General features: G+C 45.2%; 19 protein-coding genes. 14 read left to right on the plus strand and 5 right to left on the minus strand.

Annotation, left to right across the window (positions count from 1 at the left end):
• Positions 1-245: 245 nt before the first annotated feature.
• The 4 genes from QY97_RS07785 to adh all read right to left on the minus strand — a co-directional run bounded on the left by QY97_RS07785 (position 246) and on the right by adh (position 4,235).
• Positions 246-911, minus strand: coding sequence for a metallophosphoesterase (locus QY97_RS07785; protein ID WP_232506259.1), 666 nt, complete (start codon positions 909-911; stop codon positions 246-248).
• Between the two features lie 142 nt (positions 912-1,053).
• Entirely contained in the window at positions 1,054-2,187 is a 1,134-nt protein-coding gene (locus QY97_RS07790) for an alpha-hydroxy-acid oxidizing protein (protein WP_046128694.1), read from the minus strand.
• Between the two features lie 152 nt (positions 2,188-2,339).
• Positions 2,340-2,696: a DUF779 domain-containing protein gene (locus QY97_RS07795; RefSeq protein WP_039237143.1), complete on the minus strand. Its 357-nt coding sequence runs from the start codon at positions 2,694-2,696 to the stop codon at positions 2,340-2,342.
• Positions 2,697-2,717: 21 nt separating this feature from the next.
• The gene (adh, locus tag QY97_RS07800) at positions 2,718-4,235 is read right to left on the minus strand and encodes an aldehyde dehydrogenase (protein ID WP_039237145.1); all 1,518 of its coding nucleotides are present in this window, start codon (positions 4,233-4,235) and stop codon (positions 2,718-2,720) included.
• A 316-nt stretch (positions 4,236-4,551) separates the two neighbouring features.
• On the opposite strand from adh, the gene katA reads away from it, so the two are divergent.
• The 14 genes from katA to moaC all read left to right on the plus strand — a co-directional run bounded on the left by katA (position 4,552) and on the right by moaC (position 16,182).
• Positions 4,552-6,006 carry a catalase KatA gene (katA, locus tag QY97_RS07805; RefSeq protein WP_039237146.1) on the plus strand — a complete coding sequence of 485 codons (1,455 nt, stop codon included), beginning with the start codon at positions 4,552-4,554 and terminating at the stop codon, positions 6,004-6,006.
• A gap of 97 nt (positions 6,007-6,103) precedes the next feature.
• The gene (locus QY97_RS20405; protein WP_156994504.1) at positions 6,104-6,253 is read left to right on the plus strand and encodes a hypothetical protein; all 150 of its coding nucleotides are present in this window, start codon (positions 6,104-6,106) and stop codon (positions 6,251-6,253) included.
• A 487-nt stretch (positions 6,254-6,740) separates the two neighbouring features.
• Complete coding sequence (gene modA / locus QY97_RS07810; RefSeq protein WP_039237148.1) at positions 6,741-7,529, plus strand: molybdate ABC transporter substrate-binding protein; 789 nt, start codon at positions 6,741-6,743, stop codon at positions 7,527-7,529.
• Positions 7,526-8,218 (plus strand): molybdate ABC transporter permease subunit, encoded by a 693-nt coding sequence (gene modB, locus QY97_RS07815; RefSeq protein ID WP_408606256.1) that lies wholly within the window; start codon positions 7,526-7,528, stop codon positions 8,216-8,218. Before modA ends, modB begins: the two co-directional genes overlap by 4 nt.
• Positions 8,211-9,272 carry a sulfate/molybdate ABC transporter ATP-binding protein gene (locus tag QY97_RS07820; RefSeq protein WP_039237152.1) on the plus strand — a complete coding sequence of 354 codons (1,062 nt, stop codon included), beginning with the start codon at positions 8,211-8,213 and terminating at the stop codon, positions 9,270-9,272. The genes modB and QY97_RS07820 overlap by 8 nt, the downstream gene beginning before the upstream one ends.
• 190 nt (positions 9,273-9,462) lie before the next feature.
• On the plus strand, positions 9,463-10,332 hold the full coding sequence (locus QY97_RS07825; protein WP_046128424.1) for a 5-oxoprolinase subunit B family protein: 870 nt from the start codon (positions 9,463-9,465) through the stop codon (positions 10,330-10,332).
• The gene (locus tag QY97_RS07830; protein WP_039237156.1) at positions 10,329-11,306 is read left to right on the plus strand and encodes a 5-oxoprolinase subunit C family protein; all 978 of its coding nucleotides are present in this window, start codon (positions 10,329-10,331) and stop codon (positions 11,304-11,306) included. Before QY97_RS07825 ends, QY97_RS07830 begins: the two co-directional genes overlap by 4 nt.
• 12 nt (positions 11,307-11,318) lie before the next feature.
• On the plus strand, positions 11,319-11,573 hold the full coding sequence (locus QY97_RS07835; RefSeq protein WP_039237158.1) for an acetyl-CoA carboxylase: 255 nt from the start codon (positions 11,319-11,321) through the stop codon (positions 11,571-11,573).
• Between the two features lie 22 nt (positions 11,574-11,595).
• Complete coding sequence (locus QY97_RS07840; protein ID WP_039237159.1) at positions 11,596-12,948, plus strand: acetyl-CoA carboxylase biotin carboxylase subunit; 1,353 nt, start codon at positions 11,596-11,598, stop codon at positions 12,946-12,948.
• Positions 12,949-12,953: 5 nt separating this feature from the next.
• Positions 12,954-13,721 carry a LamB/YcsF family protein gene (locus QY97_RS07845; protein WP_083965838.1) on the plus strand — a complete coding sequence of 256 codons (768 nt, stop codon included), beginning with the start codon at positions 12,954-12,956 and terminating at the stop codon, positions 13,719-13,721.
• 87 nt (positions 13,722-13,808) lie between these two features.
• Entirely contained in the window at positions 13,809-15,017 is a 1,209-nt protein-coding gene (locus tag QY97_RS07850; RefSeq protein ID WP_039237161.1) for a molybdopterin molybdotransferase MoeA, read from the plus strand.
• A 30-nt stretch (positions 15,018-15,047) separates the two neighbouring features.
• Complete coding sequence (locus QY97_RS07855; protein WP_039237163.1) at positions 15,048-15,473, plus strand: molybdenum cofactor biosynthesis protein MoaE; 426 nt, start codon at positions 15,048-15,050, stop codon at positions 15,471-15,473.
• On the plus strand, positions 15,457-15,702 hold the full coding sequence (gene moaD, locus QY97_RS07860) for a molybdopterin converting factor subunit 1 (protein WP_039237165.1): 246 nt from the start codon (positions 15,457-15,459) through the stop codon (positions 15,700-15,702). The genes QY97_RS07855 and moaD overlap by 17 nt, the downstream gene beginning before the upstream one ends.
• Positions 15,703-15,705: 3 nt before the next feature.
• Entirely contained in the window at positions 15,706-16,182 is a 477-nt protein-coding gene (gene moaC, locus QY97_RS07865; RefSeq protein WP_039237167.1) for a cyclic pyranopterin monophosphate synthase MoaC, read from the plus strand.
• A 143-nt stretch (positions 16,183-16,325) separates the two neighbouring features.
• On the opposite strand, the gene QY97_RS07870 is transcribed toward moaC, so the two are convergent.
• The gene (locus QY97_RS07870; protein ID WP_039237169.1) at positions 16,326-17,339 is read right to left on the minus strand and encodes a ThiF family adenylyltransferase; all 1,014 of its coding nucleotides are present in this window, start codon (positions 17,337-17,339) and stop codon (positions 16,326-16,328) included.
• Positions 17,340-17,373 lie beyond the last annotated feature (34 nt).

Raw genomic sequence — 17,373 nt, forward strand, 5'->3', positions numbered from 1 at the left:
CTCGACAATTCAAGTATAAAAGAATGAGGAGTTTGCGTGTTTTTTTATGCACACAAAATTTTGTTTAAACCCCAACAAATATTATAGAGCCGTTTTTTAACAGCCAGTTCATGACGGCTTTCTGATCGTTCATCCACGCTTGCAAACCACATATAGCGGTGTTCCCACAGAGGAATATGTATGAATAGAAGTGAAGGGATTTTTCGCCCGAACCTCTTTTCTATTTCCTTTGATTGATCATAATATCAGCGCACTTGGTTAAAGCGCAGCCAATCCCATGTAGGATACCCTTCAAAGTCTTGCCCCGCAATCGTTTCCGGAGCGTATCTTCCGCTATCCAGCAGCCAAAGGTTGAAGACTGGTTTTTTATTTTTTGAGTCATTGATCAGTAAATTCATATTTCCTGTGCCAGTCAGTCCTTTTTCTCCCGGCTGATTCATGTTGTGAGGGTAGGACATGTACACGCGTAGCATATCCTCTTCATCTAGTCCGCTTTTCGGGGTGGAATCTTCATCGTGATTGCCGAAAGTTACCGCCCACTTAATGCCTCGCTGCTCCATCGGCTGGGCAATATTATTCATCGCTTGCTTCATCTCAAGAGGTGTCTCACAGCCGCTTGAGATATTATCACCATTTAGGACCACAAAGTCTGGTTTTTCGCTATCCAGCACTTTTTCCATCAGCTCAATTGTGCGTCGGTCAATGCGCTCATCATCCTGTGTGTCGTTAAATTGCATAATTTTAAATTTCCCGTCAGGATTGAACTTCAGCTTGGCTTTGTCCAGTTTTCGGGCAGAAACCTCTGTTTCATTGAATAAATCAACGGGAACGCCGGTGGAGGCAAGTGTTAGTGCGACCGTACTCATTCCCCCGATTTTAATAAACTTCCGTCTGTTCATCTCATTACTCACAATAAACCCTCCTCTATCCTGCTTCAGCATGACAACACGGTTTATTATATAAAGAGACTGTAGAGAGGCTGTTAAATACATGTAAATCTTCTCTTAAAAATTTAAAAAAGAGAGGACAGAAGAAAGTCCTCTCTTGAAGCTATTAATCTCTGACCATTTTTAGCCGTCCAGCATCCGGCAATTTGGCAATGCCAGCAAGGGAAAGCGAGATGCGTGTTTCTTCAATAAAACGTTCAAGCACTTTTTCCACTCCTTGCTGTCCATAAGCGGCTAAACCGTAAAGAAACGGTCGGCCGATCATGACAGCATCTGCTCCAAGGGCTAGTGCCTTTACGGCATCAATGCCGCGGCGGACACCGCTGTCTAATAGAATAGGGACCTGCTTTTGTACGGCCTCTGCTACTGCCGGAAGAGCATCAATTGAAGCAATTACTCCATCTAACTGGCGCCCTCCGTGATTTGAGACAATCAGCCCGTCCACACCGTATTCGATCGCTGTTCGCGCATCATCTGGATGGAGGATGCCTTTCAGAAGAACAGGTAAATTAGTTCTCTCTTTCAGCTTGGCAATATGGTTCCAGTGAAGGGAAGGGGTAGCAATATTCTCTAACAAGGCTTCCACAATCGCTTCCTCATTGTGCTTCGCAAGAGACCTCATAAAGGCTGGGTCCGTTTCATAGTTGGCTTTGCCGACACCTTTAGCCAGTGGAGAGAACTCACTGCGGATATCTGTTTCACGGAAACCGCTTATGATGGTATCTACCGTCACAACAATTGCTTCGTAACCGGCCTTCTCCGCCCTCTCGACCATGCTGAAAGTGACTTCTTCATTATTAGACCAATAAAGCTGAAACCATTTGGAGCCGTTTGGAGCAGCCGCTGCCACCTCTTCAATGGAATGGCTGGCTACTGTGCTCAAGATAAAAGGAACATTCATTGCTTCGGCGGCCCGTGCAGAAGCCAGCTCACCTTCTTCGTGGGAGAGCTTCTGCATGCCAATCGGGGCAAGCAAGAATGGGTGAGGATAAGTTCGGCCGAACAAAGTAATGCTCGTGTCAAGGTTTGAGACGTCGCTTAGCATACGAGGCACAATTGCCCATTTGGCAAAGGCCTCTTCATTTCTTCTTCCTGTCTCGCCGCCGCCAGCACCGGTACTGGCGTACCCATAGCCTCCTGCCGGCATACAGGAAGCAGCTTTTTGCTCCCACTCCTCAAAGGATACAGGAAATTTTATATCTGTTGTTATTGTTTTTGCTGTTAATGGGCGCTGGCTCATTTCGTATCTCCTCTTTCGATGTCAATATGTTTGAATATTCTTTTTATATGTGTACATTATAAGGAAATATTGAAGGGTTGTATATACTGATTAACAGCGAGTGAAAAAGCTGACTAAAAAAGACCGGCGCTGAGGCCGGTCTTTGAAGAGATCTATATACTCAGTTCTTCTCTTTCTTCAGGAGTAAACACGCGTGATCTCGTTAAAAAGCGCTTGCCCTCGGGACCTTCAAGCGAAAACATGCCCCCTCGGCCGTCGACGACGTCAATGATTAGCTGCGTATGCTTCCAATACTCATATTGCGCCTCACTGATATAAAAAGGTGAGTCACCGATTTCGCCGAGCAAGACATCACTGTCGCCAGTCAGAAATTCACCCCTCGGATAGCACATCGGTGAGCTGCCGTCACAGCAGCCTCCCGACTGGTGAAACATAAGCGGGCCGTGCTTTTCCTTCAGTTTCTCCATTAACTCAATAGCGGCAGGAGTAGCAGTTACGCGTGCAACCATACAGGTTACCCCCTTTCTTCATTAAAAGAATCCAAGCGGGTCTTCACTGTAGCTGACAAGCAGGTTCTTTGTCTGCTGGTAATGATCGAGCATCATTAGATGGTTCTCGCGGCCGATACCGGACATTTTATAGCCGCCAAAGGCTGCGTGAGCCGGGTACTGGTGATAACAGTTTGTCCATACACGCCCAGCCTGGATGCCGCGGCCGAATCGGTATGCGCGGTTGGCATGGCGGGACCATACACCAGCGCCCAGGCCGTACAGCGTATCATTCGCCATGTTCAATGCCTCTTCCTCTTCTTTAAAGGTAGTGACAGACAGCACCGGACCAAAGATTTCCTCTTGGAAGATGCGCATGTTGTTGCTGCCTTTAAAGATCGTCGGCTGCACATAGTAGCCGTTCTCAAAGCCGGCAATCATATTTCTGCCGCCGCCGACCAGGCACTCTGCACCCTCCTGGTTACCGATATCAATGTAGGAAAGAATCTTCTCCATTTGCTCGTTGGAGGCTTGGGCGCCCATCATCGTGTCTGTATCTAGCGGGTTACCCGTCTTAATCTCTTTCACGCGTGCAATTGCTCGCTCAATGAATTCGTCATAGATGCTCTCATGCACAAGCGCGCGGGAAGGGCATGTACAAATTTCTCCCTGGTTCAGCGCGAACATGACAAAGCCTTCAATCGCTTTGCTTAAGAAAGCATCGTCTTTTTCCATAACATCATCGAAGAAAATGTTCGGTGATTTGCCGCCCAGCTCCAGTGTCACAGGGATCAGGTTTTGGGAAGCGTACTGCATGATCAGGCGGCCTGTTGTCGTTTCACCGGTAAAGGCGATCTTAGCGATGCGCTTGTTAGAAGCGAGCGGCTTCCCTGCTTCAAGGCCAAAGCCGTTAACAATGTTCACGACACCTGGCGGCAGCAGGTCTTTCACGAGGTCGATGAAGACTAGAATAGAAGCCGGTGTCTGTTCTGCTGGCTTCAGCACGACACAGTTGCCCGCGGCAAGCGCAGGAGCGAGCTTCCAGACGCCCATAAGAAGCGGGAAGTTCCAAGGAATAATCTGGCCGACTACACCGAGCGGCTCATGGAAATGGTACGCAACTGTATCTTCGTCAATTTGGCTCAGTGAGCCTTCCTGGGCACGGATCGCACCAGCAAAGTAGCGGAAGTGGTCAATCGCCAGCGGCAGGTCCGCATTCAGCGTCTCACGCACGGCTTTTCCGTTATCCCATGTTTCTGCCACCGCTAGTGTTTCTAAATTCTCTTCCATGCGGTCAGCGATTTTATTCAAGATATTCGCCCGTTCAGCTGGAGACGTCTTTCCCCAGGCGTCTTTTGCCGCATGAGCAGCATCCAGCGCCAGTTCAATATCCTCCGCCTGCGAGCGGGCAACTTCACAAAAAACTTCTCCAGTCACCGGTGTCACATTTTCAAAATACTGGCCGCCGACAGGGGCTTTCCATTCTCCATTAATGAAATTGTCGTAACGTTTCTTAAAGGTAACCTTCGATCCTTCTTGTCCTGGATTAGCGTAGATCATTGCGACTCCCCCTTAAAGTGAAAATTCAATGTTTTCTAAAAATTACTTACGTGTTTATCATCTATATTTTGAGAACGAAAGTCAACCAATATACTCAAAGTTTCATAGTTTAGAAATCTCCATCCTTTTGAGGCGCTTTTCACATCAATGTTTCTACTGTATGAGCACTCTTATTTCGTCATACATAAAAAATGAGCAATCATTAAAGATAGTCATTCTTTATTTAAAATAATTATAATTTAGTATTGATTTTTGTTTTATAGATGGTATTATATAAATATCAACAGATTCTAAATAAATCAATGAGGTGATAACCTTGATTAACAATAAATTGACAACTAGCTGGGGGGCCCCGGTAGGAGATAATCAAAATTCACAAACAGCTGGACAACGCGGTCCTACATTAATTCAAGATGTACACTTACTTGAAAAGCTGGCTCACTTTAACCGCGAACGTGTACCTGAACGTGTTGTTCATGCAAAGGGCGCTGGTGCTCATGGTTACTTTGAGGTAACTAACAATGAAATATCTAAATATACAAAAGCGGACTTTTTATCCGAGGCTGGGAAACGCACACCGTTGTTTACTCGCTTTTCAACAGTAGCAGGCGAGCTTGGTTCAGCCGATACGGTGCGCGATCCGCGCGGCTTTGCGGTGAAGTTTTATACAGATGAAGGAAACTACGACATCGTCGGAAATAACACACCTGTGTTCTTCATTAGAGACGCGATTAAGTTCCCGGATTTCATTCATACACAAAAGCGTGATCCGCAGACACACTTAAAGAACCCTACAGCTGTTTGGGATTTCTGGTCACTGTCACCGGAGTCACTTCACCAAGTAACTATCCTGATGTCTGACCGCGGCATTCCGGCTACACTGCGGCATATGCACGGTTACGGAAGCCATACTTTCAAATGGGTGAACGACAAAGGTGAAGCGGTGTGGGTGAAATATCACTTTAGAACAGACCAAGGTGTAAAAAACCTTGATGTGAAATTAGCTGAAAAGCTAGCAGGCGAGAACCCTGATTACCATACAGAAGATTTATTTAATGCCATTGACCGTGGAGACCATCCTTCATGGACATTATATGTGCAAATTATGCCGATTGAAGACGCGAATACTTATAAGTGGGATCCGTTTGATGTCACAAAGGTATGGTCGCAGAAAGATTACCCATTAATCGAAGTCGGCAAAATGGTGCTTAACCGCAACCCTGAAAACTACTTTGCTGAAGTAGAGCAGGCAACTTTCTCTCCAGGCAATTTTGTACCGGGCATTGAGGCTTCGCCTGACAAAATGCTTCAAGGACGTTTATTTGCTTATTCAGATGCTCATCGTTACCGGGTTGGTGCGAATCATAATCTGCTTCCAATCAATTCGCCAAAGAACCCGGTACAGAACTATCAGCGTGATGGCCAAATGCGTTCTGATAGCAACGGCGGCAGCTCCGTATATTATGAGCCGAATAGCTTCGGGGGACCAAAAGAAGCACCAGAAGCAAATGTGACACCGTTTGATGTAAACGGACAAGCAGGTACACATCGCTACAATTCGGATGATCACTATACACAAGCAGGCGACTTGTATCGATTAATGAGCGAGGAAGAGCGCGCCAGATTGGTAGAAAACATCGTTAATGCGATGAAACCTGTGACAAAAGAAGAAATTAAGCTTCGCCAAATCAGCCATTTCCTTAAGGCAGACCCAGAATACGGCACTCGTATCGCAGAAGGTCTTGGTCTTCCTGTTCCGCAGCAAGCGTAAGAGGAAGAATGCAATCGAGTAGGCAAGAATACAGGGATCCTAGAGTTTGACTCTAGGATGCCTTTATTATAGATACTACGCTGAAGGAGTGGATTGTATGGAAAAGAGAATCATTGAAAAGGTAAAGGATCAAGTTTGTTTAGTGAGAGCAGACAAAGGAAACAAACACATTGAGTTATGCTTTTACTCCCTTGCAGATGCCCTTTCTTATGCGCAAGAGCGCAAATATGAATCAGTAGAAGGATAACTGCTGATATCTCCACCCAGTCGCTGCTGAAAAAGTCTGCAATTTTCCATCATTTGTTCATGACATGCTGAGTATGAAACTACATTTGCCCAACCGCTGTTTGGACAGTAGTCACAGTATGTTGGGCAAATGAATTTTCAATTAGTAATTACAATTGAGAAAAAAGAAAGAGAAATTAATCATAATTAGATAAAAAATTATCATTTGAGAAACGTGTACTATTAAATATAGAGGTGAATGATATGAAGACATGCTTGAAGTGTCATCAGGAAATTAAACAGCTGAAGCACAGCAGTCTTTGTGGCTGTGGTGTAAAATTAAAAAAGAAAAAATCTCTGCAACTTGTAATCTCTGCATGATACCCATGGAATGAATAACTCATTCTCATGGGTTTTTTTGTTATGGGTAAGTTGTGGTTGCTTGTCTTCAGCGAAAAAATATATGATGGAATAAATATAGTTACATAGGAGAAATAGGGGAGAGGCTAATGAGAAAAAGAGGCTGGCTGGCAGCTGTTTGTACAGCTATTGTTTTCTTAAGTGCATGTACGTTCGCCAATGAAAGGGATGCGGAAGAAGGAGAAAGCCAGGCGCTTACAATTGCGGCTGCTTCTGACCTGCAGTTCGCTTTCAAAGAGATGGAGAAGCATTTTGAAGAACAAACGGGTCGCAATGTAGAAATCACCTTCAGTTCTACGGGAACACTGGCTCAGCAAATCGATAATGGAGCGCCATATGATGTATTTGCGGCGGCTAATGTCAGTTTTATAGAGGAGCTTGAACAGAAGGGAAAGCTGGTTCCTGATACACAAGTGATGTACTCAGAAGGTGAGCTCAGCGTCGTTTCTTCGAAGGGTTCCTCGGTATCGCTAACAAGCATAGAGGATTTAGCAAATTCAGAGGTTAAAAAGATCGCTATTGCCAATCCTGAGCATGCACCTTACGGAATGGCCGCGAAGCAGGCATTGGAGCGGGCAGGCTTATGGGAAAAAGTAAAGGATAAGCTGATCTATGGAAAATCAGTAGCCGACACGCTTGCATTGGTAGCGACGGGCAACGCAGAAGCCGGCATCGTATCCCGCTCTATTGTGACAGAGGAAGTGCAAGGTGTGCCGGTGGATCCGCAGCTGCATGAGCCGATCCGCCAAGCGATGGCCATTGTAGAAGGGACAAAGCAGGAAGAGCTGGCTCGGTCCTTTGTGGAATATGTAACGGGTGAGGAAGGACAGCGTCTATTACAAAGCTACGGATTTCACGTACCGGGGAGCTCTCAATAGTGGAAAACGGCATTAACCTGTTTCCGCTGTTTCTGTCGCTGCAGGTAGCGAGTCTTGCTACAGTAATCGGCATGGCGGTCGGCTTGCCAGTTGCCTATTACTTAAGCCGTTCGACGAGCAGACTGGCGGATGTAGCCGACACGCTTCTTACGCTCCCGATTGTACTCCCGCCGACAGTGCTCGGCTATTATCTGCTCGTGTTGCTTGGACGCAACAGCGCGTTAGGTGTGTTCTTAGAGGAACAGTTGAATATCATGCTTGTTTTCACGCCGGCAGGAGCAGTAGTTGCTGCTTCGGTTGTCTCAGCTCCCTTTTTTATTAAGTCCGCGCGTGCAGCTTTCTCGGAGATAGATAAAGATATGATTAATGCAGCCAAGCTCCTTGGCCGCTCTAATATCAATATTATTTTTTCCATTATCATCCCGCTTGCCTGGCGGGGCATGCTCTCCGGCATTATCTTAACCTTTGCCAGAGCGCTAGGGGATTTTGGTACGACGTTGATGGTGTCCGGCAGCATCCCAAACTACACGACTACGATGCCGATTGCGATTTACGACGCCTTGCAGGCAGGGAATAAAGAGCTGACAAATGTGCTTGTATTTATTATGACAGCGGTAGCGGTAGTTTGCTTGTTTAGCTTAAACCGATTGGAGAAAAAAATGGGGAAAGGACGAAACAGACGTGCTTGATGTACAAATAGAAAAGCCTCTTCATTCCTTCACTCTCTCGTCCTCTTTTTCAGCGGAGAATGAAATATTCGGAATCATCGGACCGTCCGGCAGTGGCAAAAGTATGACTCTGCAATGTATCGCGGGGTTGCAAACACCTTCTTCGGGTCGTATTACGTTAAATGGGCGGATTTTATTTGACTCTGAGCAACAGATCAATTTATCCCCCCAAGCGAGAAAAATCGGTTATGTTTTTCAGAATTATGCGCTGTTTCCACATTTAACGGTTGAGAAGAATATTGCTTTTGGCATTCCACGCGTGCCAGATCGTAAACGGCTGGTATATGAAATGATTGAGAGAATGGGCTTGAAAGGGGTGGAACACTGTTACCCAAGTGAGCTGTCAGGCGGCCAGCAACAACGGGTGGCGCTAGCGAGGACTCTCATAACCGAGCCAGAGCTGCTTCTGCTGGATGAACCGTTCTCTGCACTGGACCCTTACATCAAAGATCAATTGGAGCGGGATTTAATGGATAGAATCCAGGCTAATTATGAAGGCACTGTTTTATATATCACTCATAACTTAGAGGAAGCGTACAAGCTGTGCAGCCGGCTGTTAGTGTACGAGCAGGGGAAGATCGCCCAGCTGGGAATAAAAGAAGAGATAGTAAATGAACCGGTAAATCGTACGGTCGCTCAAATGGCCGGCTGCAAAAACTTTATTCGGGTTGAAGCAGCAGAGGAAATGAAAGAAGAAGTAAAGCTAAAGTCGGAGAATGACATTTACCTAGTTGCCCGCTGCAAAAAGCCTCTAAATAAGGGGAATCTGCTTGCCTGCATTCACTCTCATCACGTGAAACTAAGTAAAAGAAAAGGGGGTACGCAAAATACCTTTCCTTGCCAAGTAAAAAGTGTGCAGGAAGGTATCACCTTTGTGATTGTTCAGGTTAATTGCCAGGGTCATATGCTAGAGGCACGGCTGTCTTCGATAGAATGGTCCGTATTGCAGGCCGAACAAGGGGAAGGGTGGTTTGTTCATGCTCCCAAAGAATCTATTTTCTTAGTTAATGACTAAAGATATAAACTATTCAATAATCTTTCAAATATGAAAGGAACTATTTCATATTTGAAAGATTATTTTTGTTTGAAGAGAGAAAAAATCTGTAAATACAGATAAATCAAAATAGTTGAACGATTATTATCGTTTGGCACGCATATTGCATTTATAACTGCGAAAGAAAGATTACTGAGTGAGGTGAAGCGTGTTGACTCGTTATGAATATGGCGGCGACGAATTTATTTTTGTGGAACTATCTGAATCAATGAGTTTAGAAGTGAACTTTCAAGCAATGGCTATCACAAAAAAGTTAAGAGAAGAGAAGGTAAAGGGACTATTGGATATTTGCCCTTCCAATGCTTCCTATATGGTTCGTTTTAATCCAGAAGACATTCATCCCGATGAGCTGATTTCAAAATTGAAAGAATTGGAGCAAACGGTATCCGTTGATGACTTTGAGATCACTTCAAGAATGGTGGATGTGCCTATCCTTTTTGACGATCCGTGGACAAACGAAGCGCTGATGCGTTTTAGAGACCGTCATCAGGATCCGACATCTACTGATTTAGAGTACGCGGCTCGAATTAATGGGTTTGGTTCGAAAGAAGAACTAATTAAAGCCATCACTGACTACCCTTACCTTGTATCGATGATTGGTTTTGTTCCCGGGCTTCCATGGTGCTACCAAATGGTCCCTCAAGAAAAGCAGATCGAAGTACCGAAGTATGTCCGGCCGCGTACATATACTCCTGAACGAGCGTTTGGATTCGGCGGGGCATTTGCTGTTATTTATCCAGTGCAGGGGGCAGGGGGATACCAGCTGTTTGGCACCGCCGCCGCTCCAATTTACCAGAAAGAGCAGAGTCTGCATGACTTTAAAGACTCTATCACCTTCCCAAGGCAAGGAGACATCTTTAGATACCGGAGCATTACAATGGAAGAGTTTCAATCCATCCAGCAACAAGTAGAAGACGGAACGTTCCGTTATTTAACAAGGGAGATTACATTTACACCTAAACAAGTGCTGGAAGATCCAAAAGCATTCTCAGACGATGTATTAGGGAGGTTGTACGTATGATAAAAGTAATGAGTCCGGGCTTGCAGACAACTGTACAAGACAATGGGCGAATCGGCTATTACGAGGTCGGAATGCCTCCGTCAGGAGCGATGGATAAATACTCATTGACCGTAGGGAACTTGCTTGTGGGCAATGATGAAAATGCCGCTGCGCTAGAAATCACTTACATGGGACCTGTTCTTCAATTTCAGGAAGATGCCATCATTGCGTTAACGGGTGGAGAGATACCTCCGAAAATAAACGGCCAGCCAGTACCAATGTGGGAAACGCTCTCCGTAAAAGCCGGTGACGAACTGTCATTTGACTTTGTAAAGCAGGGGGCCCGTGTTTACTTAGCTGTGGCAGGAGGGATTGATGTACCTCTTATCATGGGATCGCGTTCTACTTATACATTATGCGGTATCGGCGGTTTAGAGGGCCGGCCGCTTGAGCAAGGCGATGAATTAAACATTGGTAATCAATCTAAACACCAAGTACCAGTCGGCACACGGGTGCAGTCGGAATTTATTCCGTCATTTTCAAAAGTGAATGAAATACGTGTTATCGTAGGGCTGTGCAGTTACCGGTTAACAGAAGAAAGCAAACAGCGCTTCTTCTCGATTGACTGGACAGTGACAACAGAAGCCAACCGTGTCGGCTACCGATTTAAAGGGGAGCGTCTGAATTTCGTGGAACGTGAGCAGCCTTTTGGAGCAGGCAGCAACCCTTCAAATGTCGTAGACCTTGGCTACCCGATCGGCTCTATTCAAGTGCCGGACGGCGTAGAGCCGATTGCCCTATTAAATGATGCGGTAACAGGGGGCGGTTATGCCACGGTTGGTACAATCATCAGCACCGATTTAGATAAAATGGCACAAATAAAAACCAATGAAAAAGTGCGTTTTGTTGCGGTCGATATTGAAGAGGCACTGCAGGCAAGAAAAGAAAATAAACAGAAAATTGAAAAACTGAAACAGCAATTATTTCAATTATAGGGGGACTAACCAATGACAGGAGCAGCTAAAAAAGTATTATCACCTATTCCAGGAGTTTTCTACCGCAAACCATCACCGGATAAGGACGTGTATGTAAAAGAAGGTGACGCAGTCAAAGAAGGCGATGTGATCGGCTTAGTCGAGGTAATGAAAAATTTCTATGAAATCAAGGCAGAAGCAGCAGGAGTTCTTGAAAAGTTCTTAGTGAATGAAGAGGATGTATTAGATGCAGGTCAAGAGATTGCTGTGATTGTGGCAGAGAGCTAATTACAATTAATGGAGGAAGCGTATGGCATATTTTAATAAAGTACTAGTTGCCAATAGGGGAGAGATTGCTAGAAGGATTATTCGGACATGCCAGCAGCTCAACATTGAAACGGTTGCTGTTTATTCAGAAGCAGATGCCCAGGCGCCGTTTGTAAGTGAAGCAACCGAGGCTGTTTGCATTGGCCCTGCACAAGCAAAAAAGAGCTATCTTGATATCGAAAAGATTATTCAGGCTGCGAAAGAAACGGGAGCAGATGCTATTCATCCAGGATATGGATTTTTGTCCGAAAACCCGGTATTTGCCGGGCGCTGTGAGCAAGAGAATATTGTCTTTATCGGTCCATCTGCCAAGGTGATGGAGACGATGGGCAGCAAGCTAGAAGCAAGAGAGCAAATGAAAAAAGCCGGTGTGCCTGTTGTGCCGGGTTCTGTCGGCCGTCTGAGCTCAATAGAGGAAGCGTTAGCTGTGGCAGAGGAGCTGGGCTATCCGCTTATGTTGAAAGCAAGCGCGGGGGGCGGCGGTATCGGTATGCAGCTTGTCCATAGCCGTGAAGAGCTGCAAAAAGCCTTTGATTCGACTATTCAAAAGGCGGAATCATTCTTTAATGACGGGGCCGTCTTTTTAGAAAAATGGATCTCGCATCCAAGGCACATTGAAGTACAGGTAGCAGCCGATCGTTTTGGAAATATCGTTCATTTGTTTGAGAGAGAATGTTCCGTGCAGCGCCGCAATCAAAAAGTGGTGGAAGAAAGTCCATCTCCTTTCCTTGATGAGGCTCTTAGAGAACAGCTGCTAGCAGCCGCTGTCCGTGGAGTGAAAGAGATTGGCTACACGAATGTCGGTACAATGGAATTTATTTTTGATGAGCATAAAAATTTCTATTTCCTTGAAATGAACACCCGCTTACAGGTAGAGCATCCTGTAACGGAAGAAATTACAGGACTTGACCTAGTGGAATGGCAATTAAGAATTGCCGCTGGAGAGGAACTGCCGCTTCAGCAGCACGAGATTCATAAGTCAGGTCATGCGATTGAATGCCGTCTTTATGCGGAAGATCCAAACACATTCTTTCCGTCCCCAGGTCATTTAACGAAGCTTACGTTACCTCAAAAAGAGGTAAGGCTGGATTTTGGCGTACAAGAAGGCAACGATGTAACTCCGTTTTATGATCCAATGATCGGCAAGATTATCGTTCACGGCACTAGTCGTGATGAAGCCATTAAGAAAATGGAGCGGGCGCTTGCTCAAATGGATGTTCAAGGACTCAAGACGAATCTGACCCTGTTAGAGGACATTATGAAAAATGATGAGTTTATCAGCGGTGATTATACAACGCAGTTCCTAGAAAAAAAGAAAGTACAGCTTGAGAGGTGAAACGGGTGCATAAAGTAGATTTAAACTGTGATATGGGAGAAAGCTTTGGTCTTTACGAGCTGGGAAACGATGAAGAAATGATGCAGTATATTACGTCGGCTAACATCGCCTGCGGTTTCCATGGCGGTGATCCGCATGTGATGAGGAAAACCGTAGAACTTGCTCAGCAATACGATGTTGCTATTGGGGCTCATCCTGCTTTTCCGGATCTCTTAGGCTTTGGACGCCGCTACATGATCTGTACGCCCTCAGAAGTGAAAGATTACGTTACTTACCAGCTAGGTGCTTTGCGTGAGTTCAGTCGGGCCATCGGTGCACAGGTTCAGCATTGCAAGCCGCACGGTGCGCTCTTTATGAAAGCGATGGAAGACAGGCAGCTGGCACGCGCTATTCTTGAGGCGGTTCATGAAGCAGACCCCAATATGATTGTGTTCGCTTTTAACCGCTCTGAAGTATACGAAGAAGCTGTTAAAATGGGGGTTCCAGTAGCAAAGGAAGCCTACTCCGACCGTGAGCATACGGAAAGCGGATCCATTGTGTTAACAAGAAAAGGAGCAGAAATCAAAGATTACGAGGCAATGGCCCAGCGGGTTGTCCGTATGGTGAAGGAAGGACGAGTTGTTACTCACGATGGGAAGGACGTATCTATTGAAGCGGAAACCATTTGCATCCATGGAGATACGCCTGGAGCACCAAATCTGGCGAAAGCGATCGTCCATGCTTTAAGGGCGGCTGACGTGCAAATTTCTCCTACTAAGCATGTGATCAAATAAAAGATGAATAATTTGTATCTGAAAGAGAGCTGACTTAACTTCAGCTCTTTTTCTAGATGTAAACAATCTGCTGCTGAGGTGGTAACGTTGATTAAAGCAAGACAAGCGATTAAAATAGAAGAGGCTTTTAATAAGCTTCTAGAAAGCAAGAAGGACCTGGGAGAAATCCATATTCATGTCGATAACAGTCTGAATTATGTGATTTCTCGTGATATATATGCCCCTTTGTCGATTCCGTCTTTCCGAAGATCCATGTATGACGGGTATGCCATTCGCAAGGAAGATGATGAAGGTTTTCCGAAAAGCATTAAAGTAGTCGGGGAACTGCCATGTGGGGAAGTGTTTTCCGGAAACCTTGAAAGGAATCAGGCTGTCCGTATTATGACTGGCGCCAAAGTGCCTGATGATGCCGGCAAAGTCATTATGCTGGAGTATACGGAACCATCGAAAGAGCAGGACGAGGTGGTCATTTTGCGTACACATGCCACAGACAATATTAATCCTATCGGCTCTGATTTCTTTACGGGTGACACGATTTTAGAAAAGGGCGACGAAGTGAACGCAGGAACGATCAGCCTGCTTCGCGCATTCGGAATAGAAACGGTTCCGGTTTTCCGGAAGCCGAAAGTGGCGGTGCTGTCAACAGGTACCGAGCTGCTGTCGCTGGGCGAGCCGATACAAGATGGAAAGATATATGATAGTAACCGTCCTCTTTTGGAACAATTGGTACGAGAACATAACGGAGAACTTATTTACTCCGGGCAGCTTCCTGATCAGAAGGGCAGCATCGAAAAGACGTTGTCTTCCTTGGCACAAGAAGCAGATATTATTGTGACAACCGGAGGCGTATCGGTCGGCGATTTCGATTTTATGGCTGAAGTAGTAGAAGGTCATCAATTGCTTTTCAATAAAATTCAAATGCGGCCGGGAAGTCCCACAAGCGCCGCCTGGGCAGGAGATACTTTGCTGATGGCGTTGTCGGGAAATCCTGGGGCTTGTTTCATCGGCTTTCATTTATTTATTAAGCCTTATATTAGACATCTAATGCAATGCCAGCAGGTTGAAAGGCGAGCAACAGCCGTCCTGCAAACAGATTATTTGAAAGAAAATGCTTTTGATCGTATTTTGAGGGCACAGCATTCTTTTAATGAGAGCGGGCAGCTGTGCGTGACCCCTGTCGGCAGCGACCAGTCCAGCTCACTCGGCAATCTTCATCAAACCACCTGTTTTGTTAAGATTCCCGGTGGAGAAGAAGGAAAGAGACAAGGTGATTATGTAGATGTATGGATGTTATGATAAGGAGATAATGACTAAGGGGGGAACGACGTGATTGAGGTCAAGCTGCAAACGGAACCCATTGATGTGAATGGGTATTTTCAAAAGCTGCTGAATCCCCATCATGGGGGAAATAATTTATTCATCGGTACAATTCGAGATCTTACCGGTACAGTCAAGACTTCTTCGATCGAATATTACGCCTATGAAGAAATGGCAGTAAAAGAGTTAGAGAAGCTGGCTAAAAGTGTCGAAGAAAAATATAATGCTGACGTTGTTGTAGTTCACCGGCTAGGGAGACTGGATATTAGTGATATTGCTGTTTTGGTTGGCGTATCCACTCCGCATCGTAACGAGTCGTATGAGGGATCTCGTTACATTATTGAAGAGTTGAAAAAGCGCGTACCGATTTGGAAAAAAGAATTTGATGAGGACAAAATTAGATGGGGAGGAATTCGCGATGACGGTAACCGTTAAATTCTTCGCTTTTCTAGAAGAAAAGCTCGGATTCGACAAGGATACAGTCGAAGTATCACCGAGAGAAACGATTCAGCAAATTAAAGAGGGACTGGCCCAGCGTTATCCAGTAATTGCCCATGATCTTCCAAATTGCATGATTGCAGTGGATATGGAGTTCAAGGCGGACGAGGACTACTTTGATACTGGAAAAGAAATCGCTGTCATCCCCCCGGTAAGCGGAGGCTAAAAGATGGACCAGAAATTAACTCATTTCAACGAAGAAAACAGAGCCCACATGGTGGACGTCACGGAAAAAAGTGAAACGAAACGGACGGCTATAGCTCAAACAACCATTCAAATGAAAGAAGAAACGCTGTCTTTAATTTTAAATCAAAAGGTAAAAAAGGGCGATGTGCTAGCTGTTGCTCAAGTAGCCGGCATTATGGCTGCCAAGAAAACCCACGAACTGATTCCCATGTGCCATCCGCTGATGATCACCAAGGTGGATTTGTCTTTTGCCGATAATGGGAAAGATACCTTGATGATCACAGCAGAAGTAGCAGTAAAGGGACAAACCGGAGTAGAAATGGAGGCGCTCACTGCCTGTTCAGTAGCTGCTCTTACTGTTTATGATATGTGTAAAGCTGTTGATAAAGAAATGGTCATTTCTCAAACGATGCTTATCGAGAAAAAAGGCGGAAAAAGCGGCCATTTCATAAGGGAATGACCGCTATTCTCCAGCCGTGCTTACTGTTATATTTCATTAAAAAAGGAAGCTCCTTCACCTTTTCGTAAATGAGATCAGTCCATTCTCAGAAAAGGTGGAGGATTTCTTTTAAGGCATATCCCGGTGAGCATAACAGGAGACAGCTAACTAAACAGCTGATAGTACAGCTGCTTCGCTTCTTTTATGTCCGGTACCTCGTGAATCAGCAGCCGACCATCCTTAAACAGGATAAATGGGTGGTCTTTGTATTTAAAAGAAATAATAAATTTATTTTTCTTATAGCTGATCGCGCGGTCACCTAAATAGTTGGTGAATTGCTGGAAATCTTCTTCTTCAAGAAGAGGCGTTCGGAATTGAACAGTTTCTCGGCCGCACAGCCTGACTGCCTCATCTGTATAGGATTTATTTAAATACTTAAACTTTTTCTCAACGCATGCCGGGCACTTAGCGTGGCGGTGCACCTTGAATTTATTCATTTCCAATTTCCAAGAATCCAGCTGGTAAAAATAATAATCATCAAACTGTTCCTGTTCAATCAGCATTTTTACCATAATCGAGCACTGGATGCTTGTCACAAGAGGAATGAGGGTGGTCTGCACGCCGATTAGATCGCAGCTTGCTCCGTTGAAGAAAGGAGTCTTAATGAATAAACAATCCAAACAGGCGCTTTCTCCGGGGGAGATGGGTACGACATTTCCGTAAGTTCCAGCACAGGAAGCAAAAATCCATTTTTTATTGTAAAAAATACATGCCTCATTGAGCAAAAATCTTATATCAAAGTTATCTGTACAATCAAGAACGATATCGGCCCCATGTATGTACTGTTCCAGCACTTGCTTATTTACATCTGCAACTACCCCTTCTATATGGATGGAAGAGTTAATCTGTTTTAAGTGTTTTTCGAGCGCGTAAGCTTTTGCTTCTTTGTTATGTACATCTTCCTCGGTAAATAATGTTTGTCTTTGCAGGTTGCTTAAATCGACATAGTCGCGATCTAAAATCGTAATACGGGAAATTCCCATGCGGGCACACATTTCAGCTGTATGGCTGCCAAGAGCACCGCCGCCGATAATGAGAACAGACGACTGGCTAAGCTTTTCCTGGCCTTCTTTACCGATGGATGATACGAGCATTTGTCTCGAGTAGCGGCTGTCCATTACAAATGTCCCTCCCTATCAATTGAATCTAGCA

The organism is Bacillus thermotolerans, from assembly GCF_000812025.2.
GTDB lineage: Bacteria > Bacillota > Bacilli > Bacillales > Domibacillaceae > Quasibacillus > Quasibacillus thermotolerans.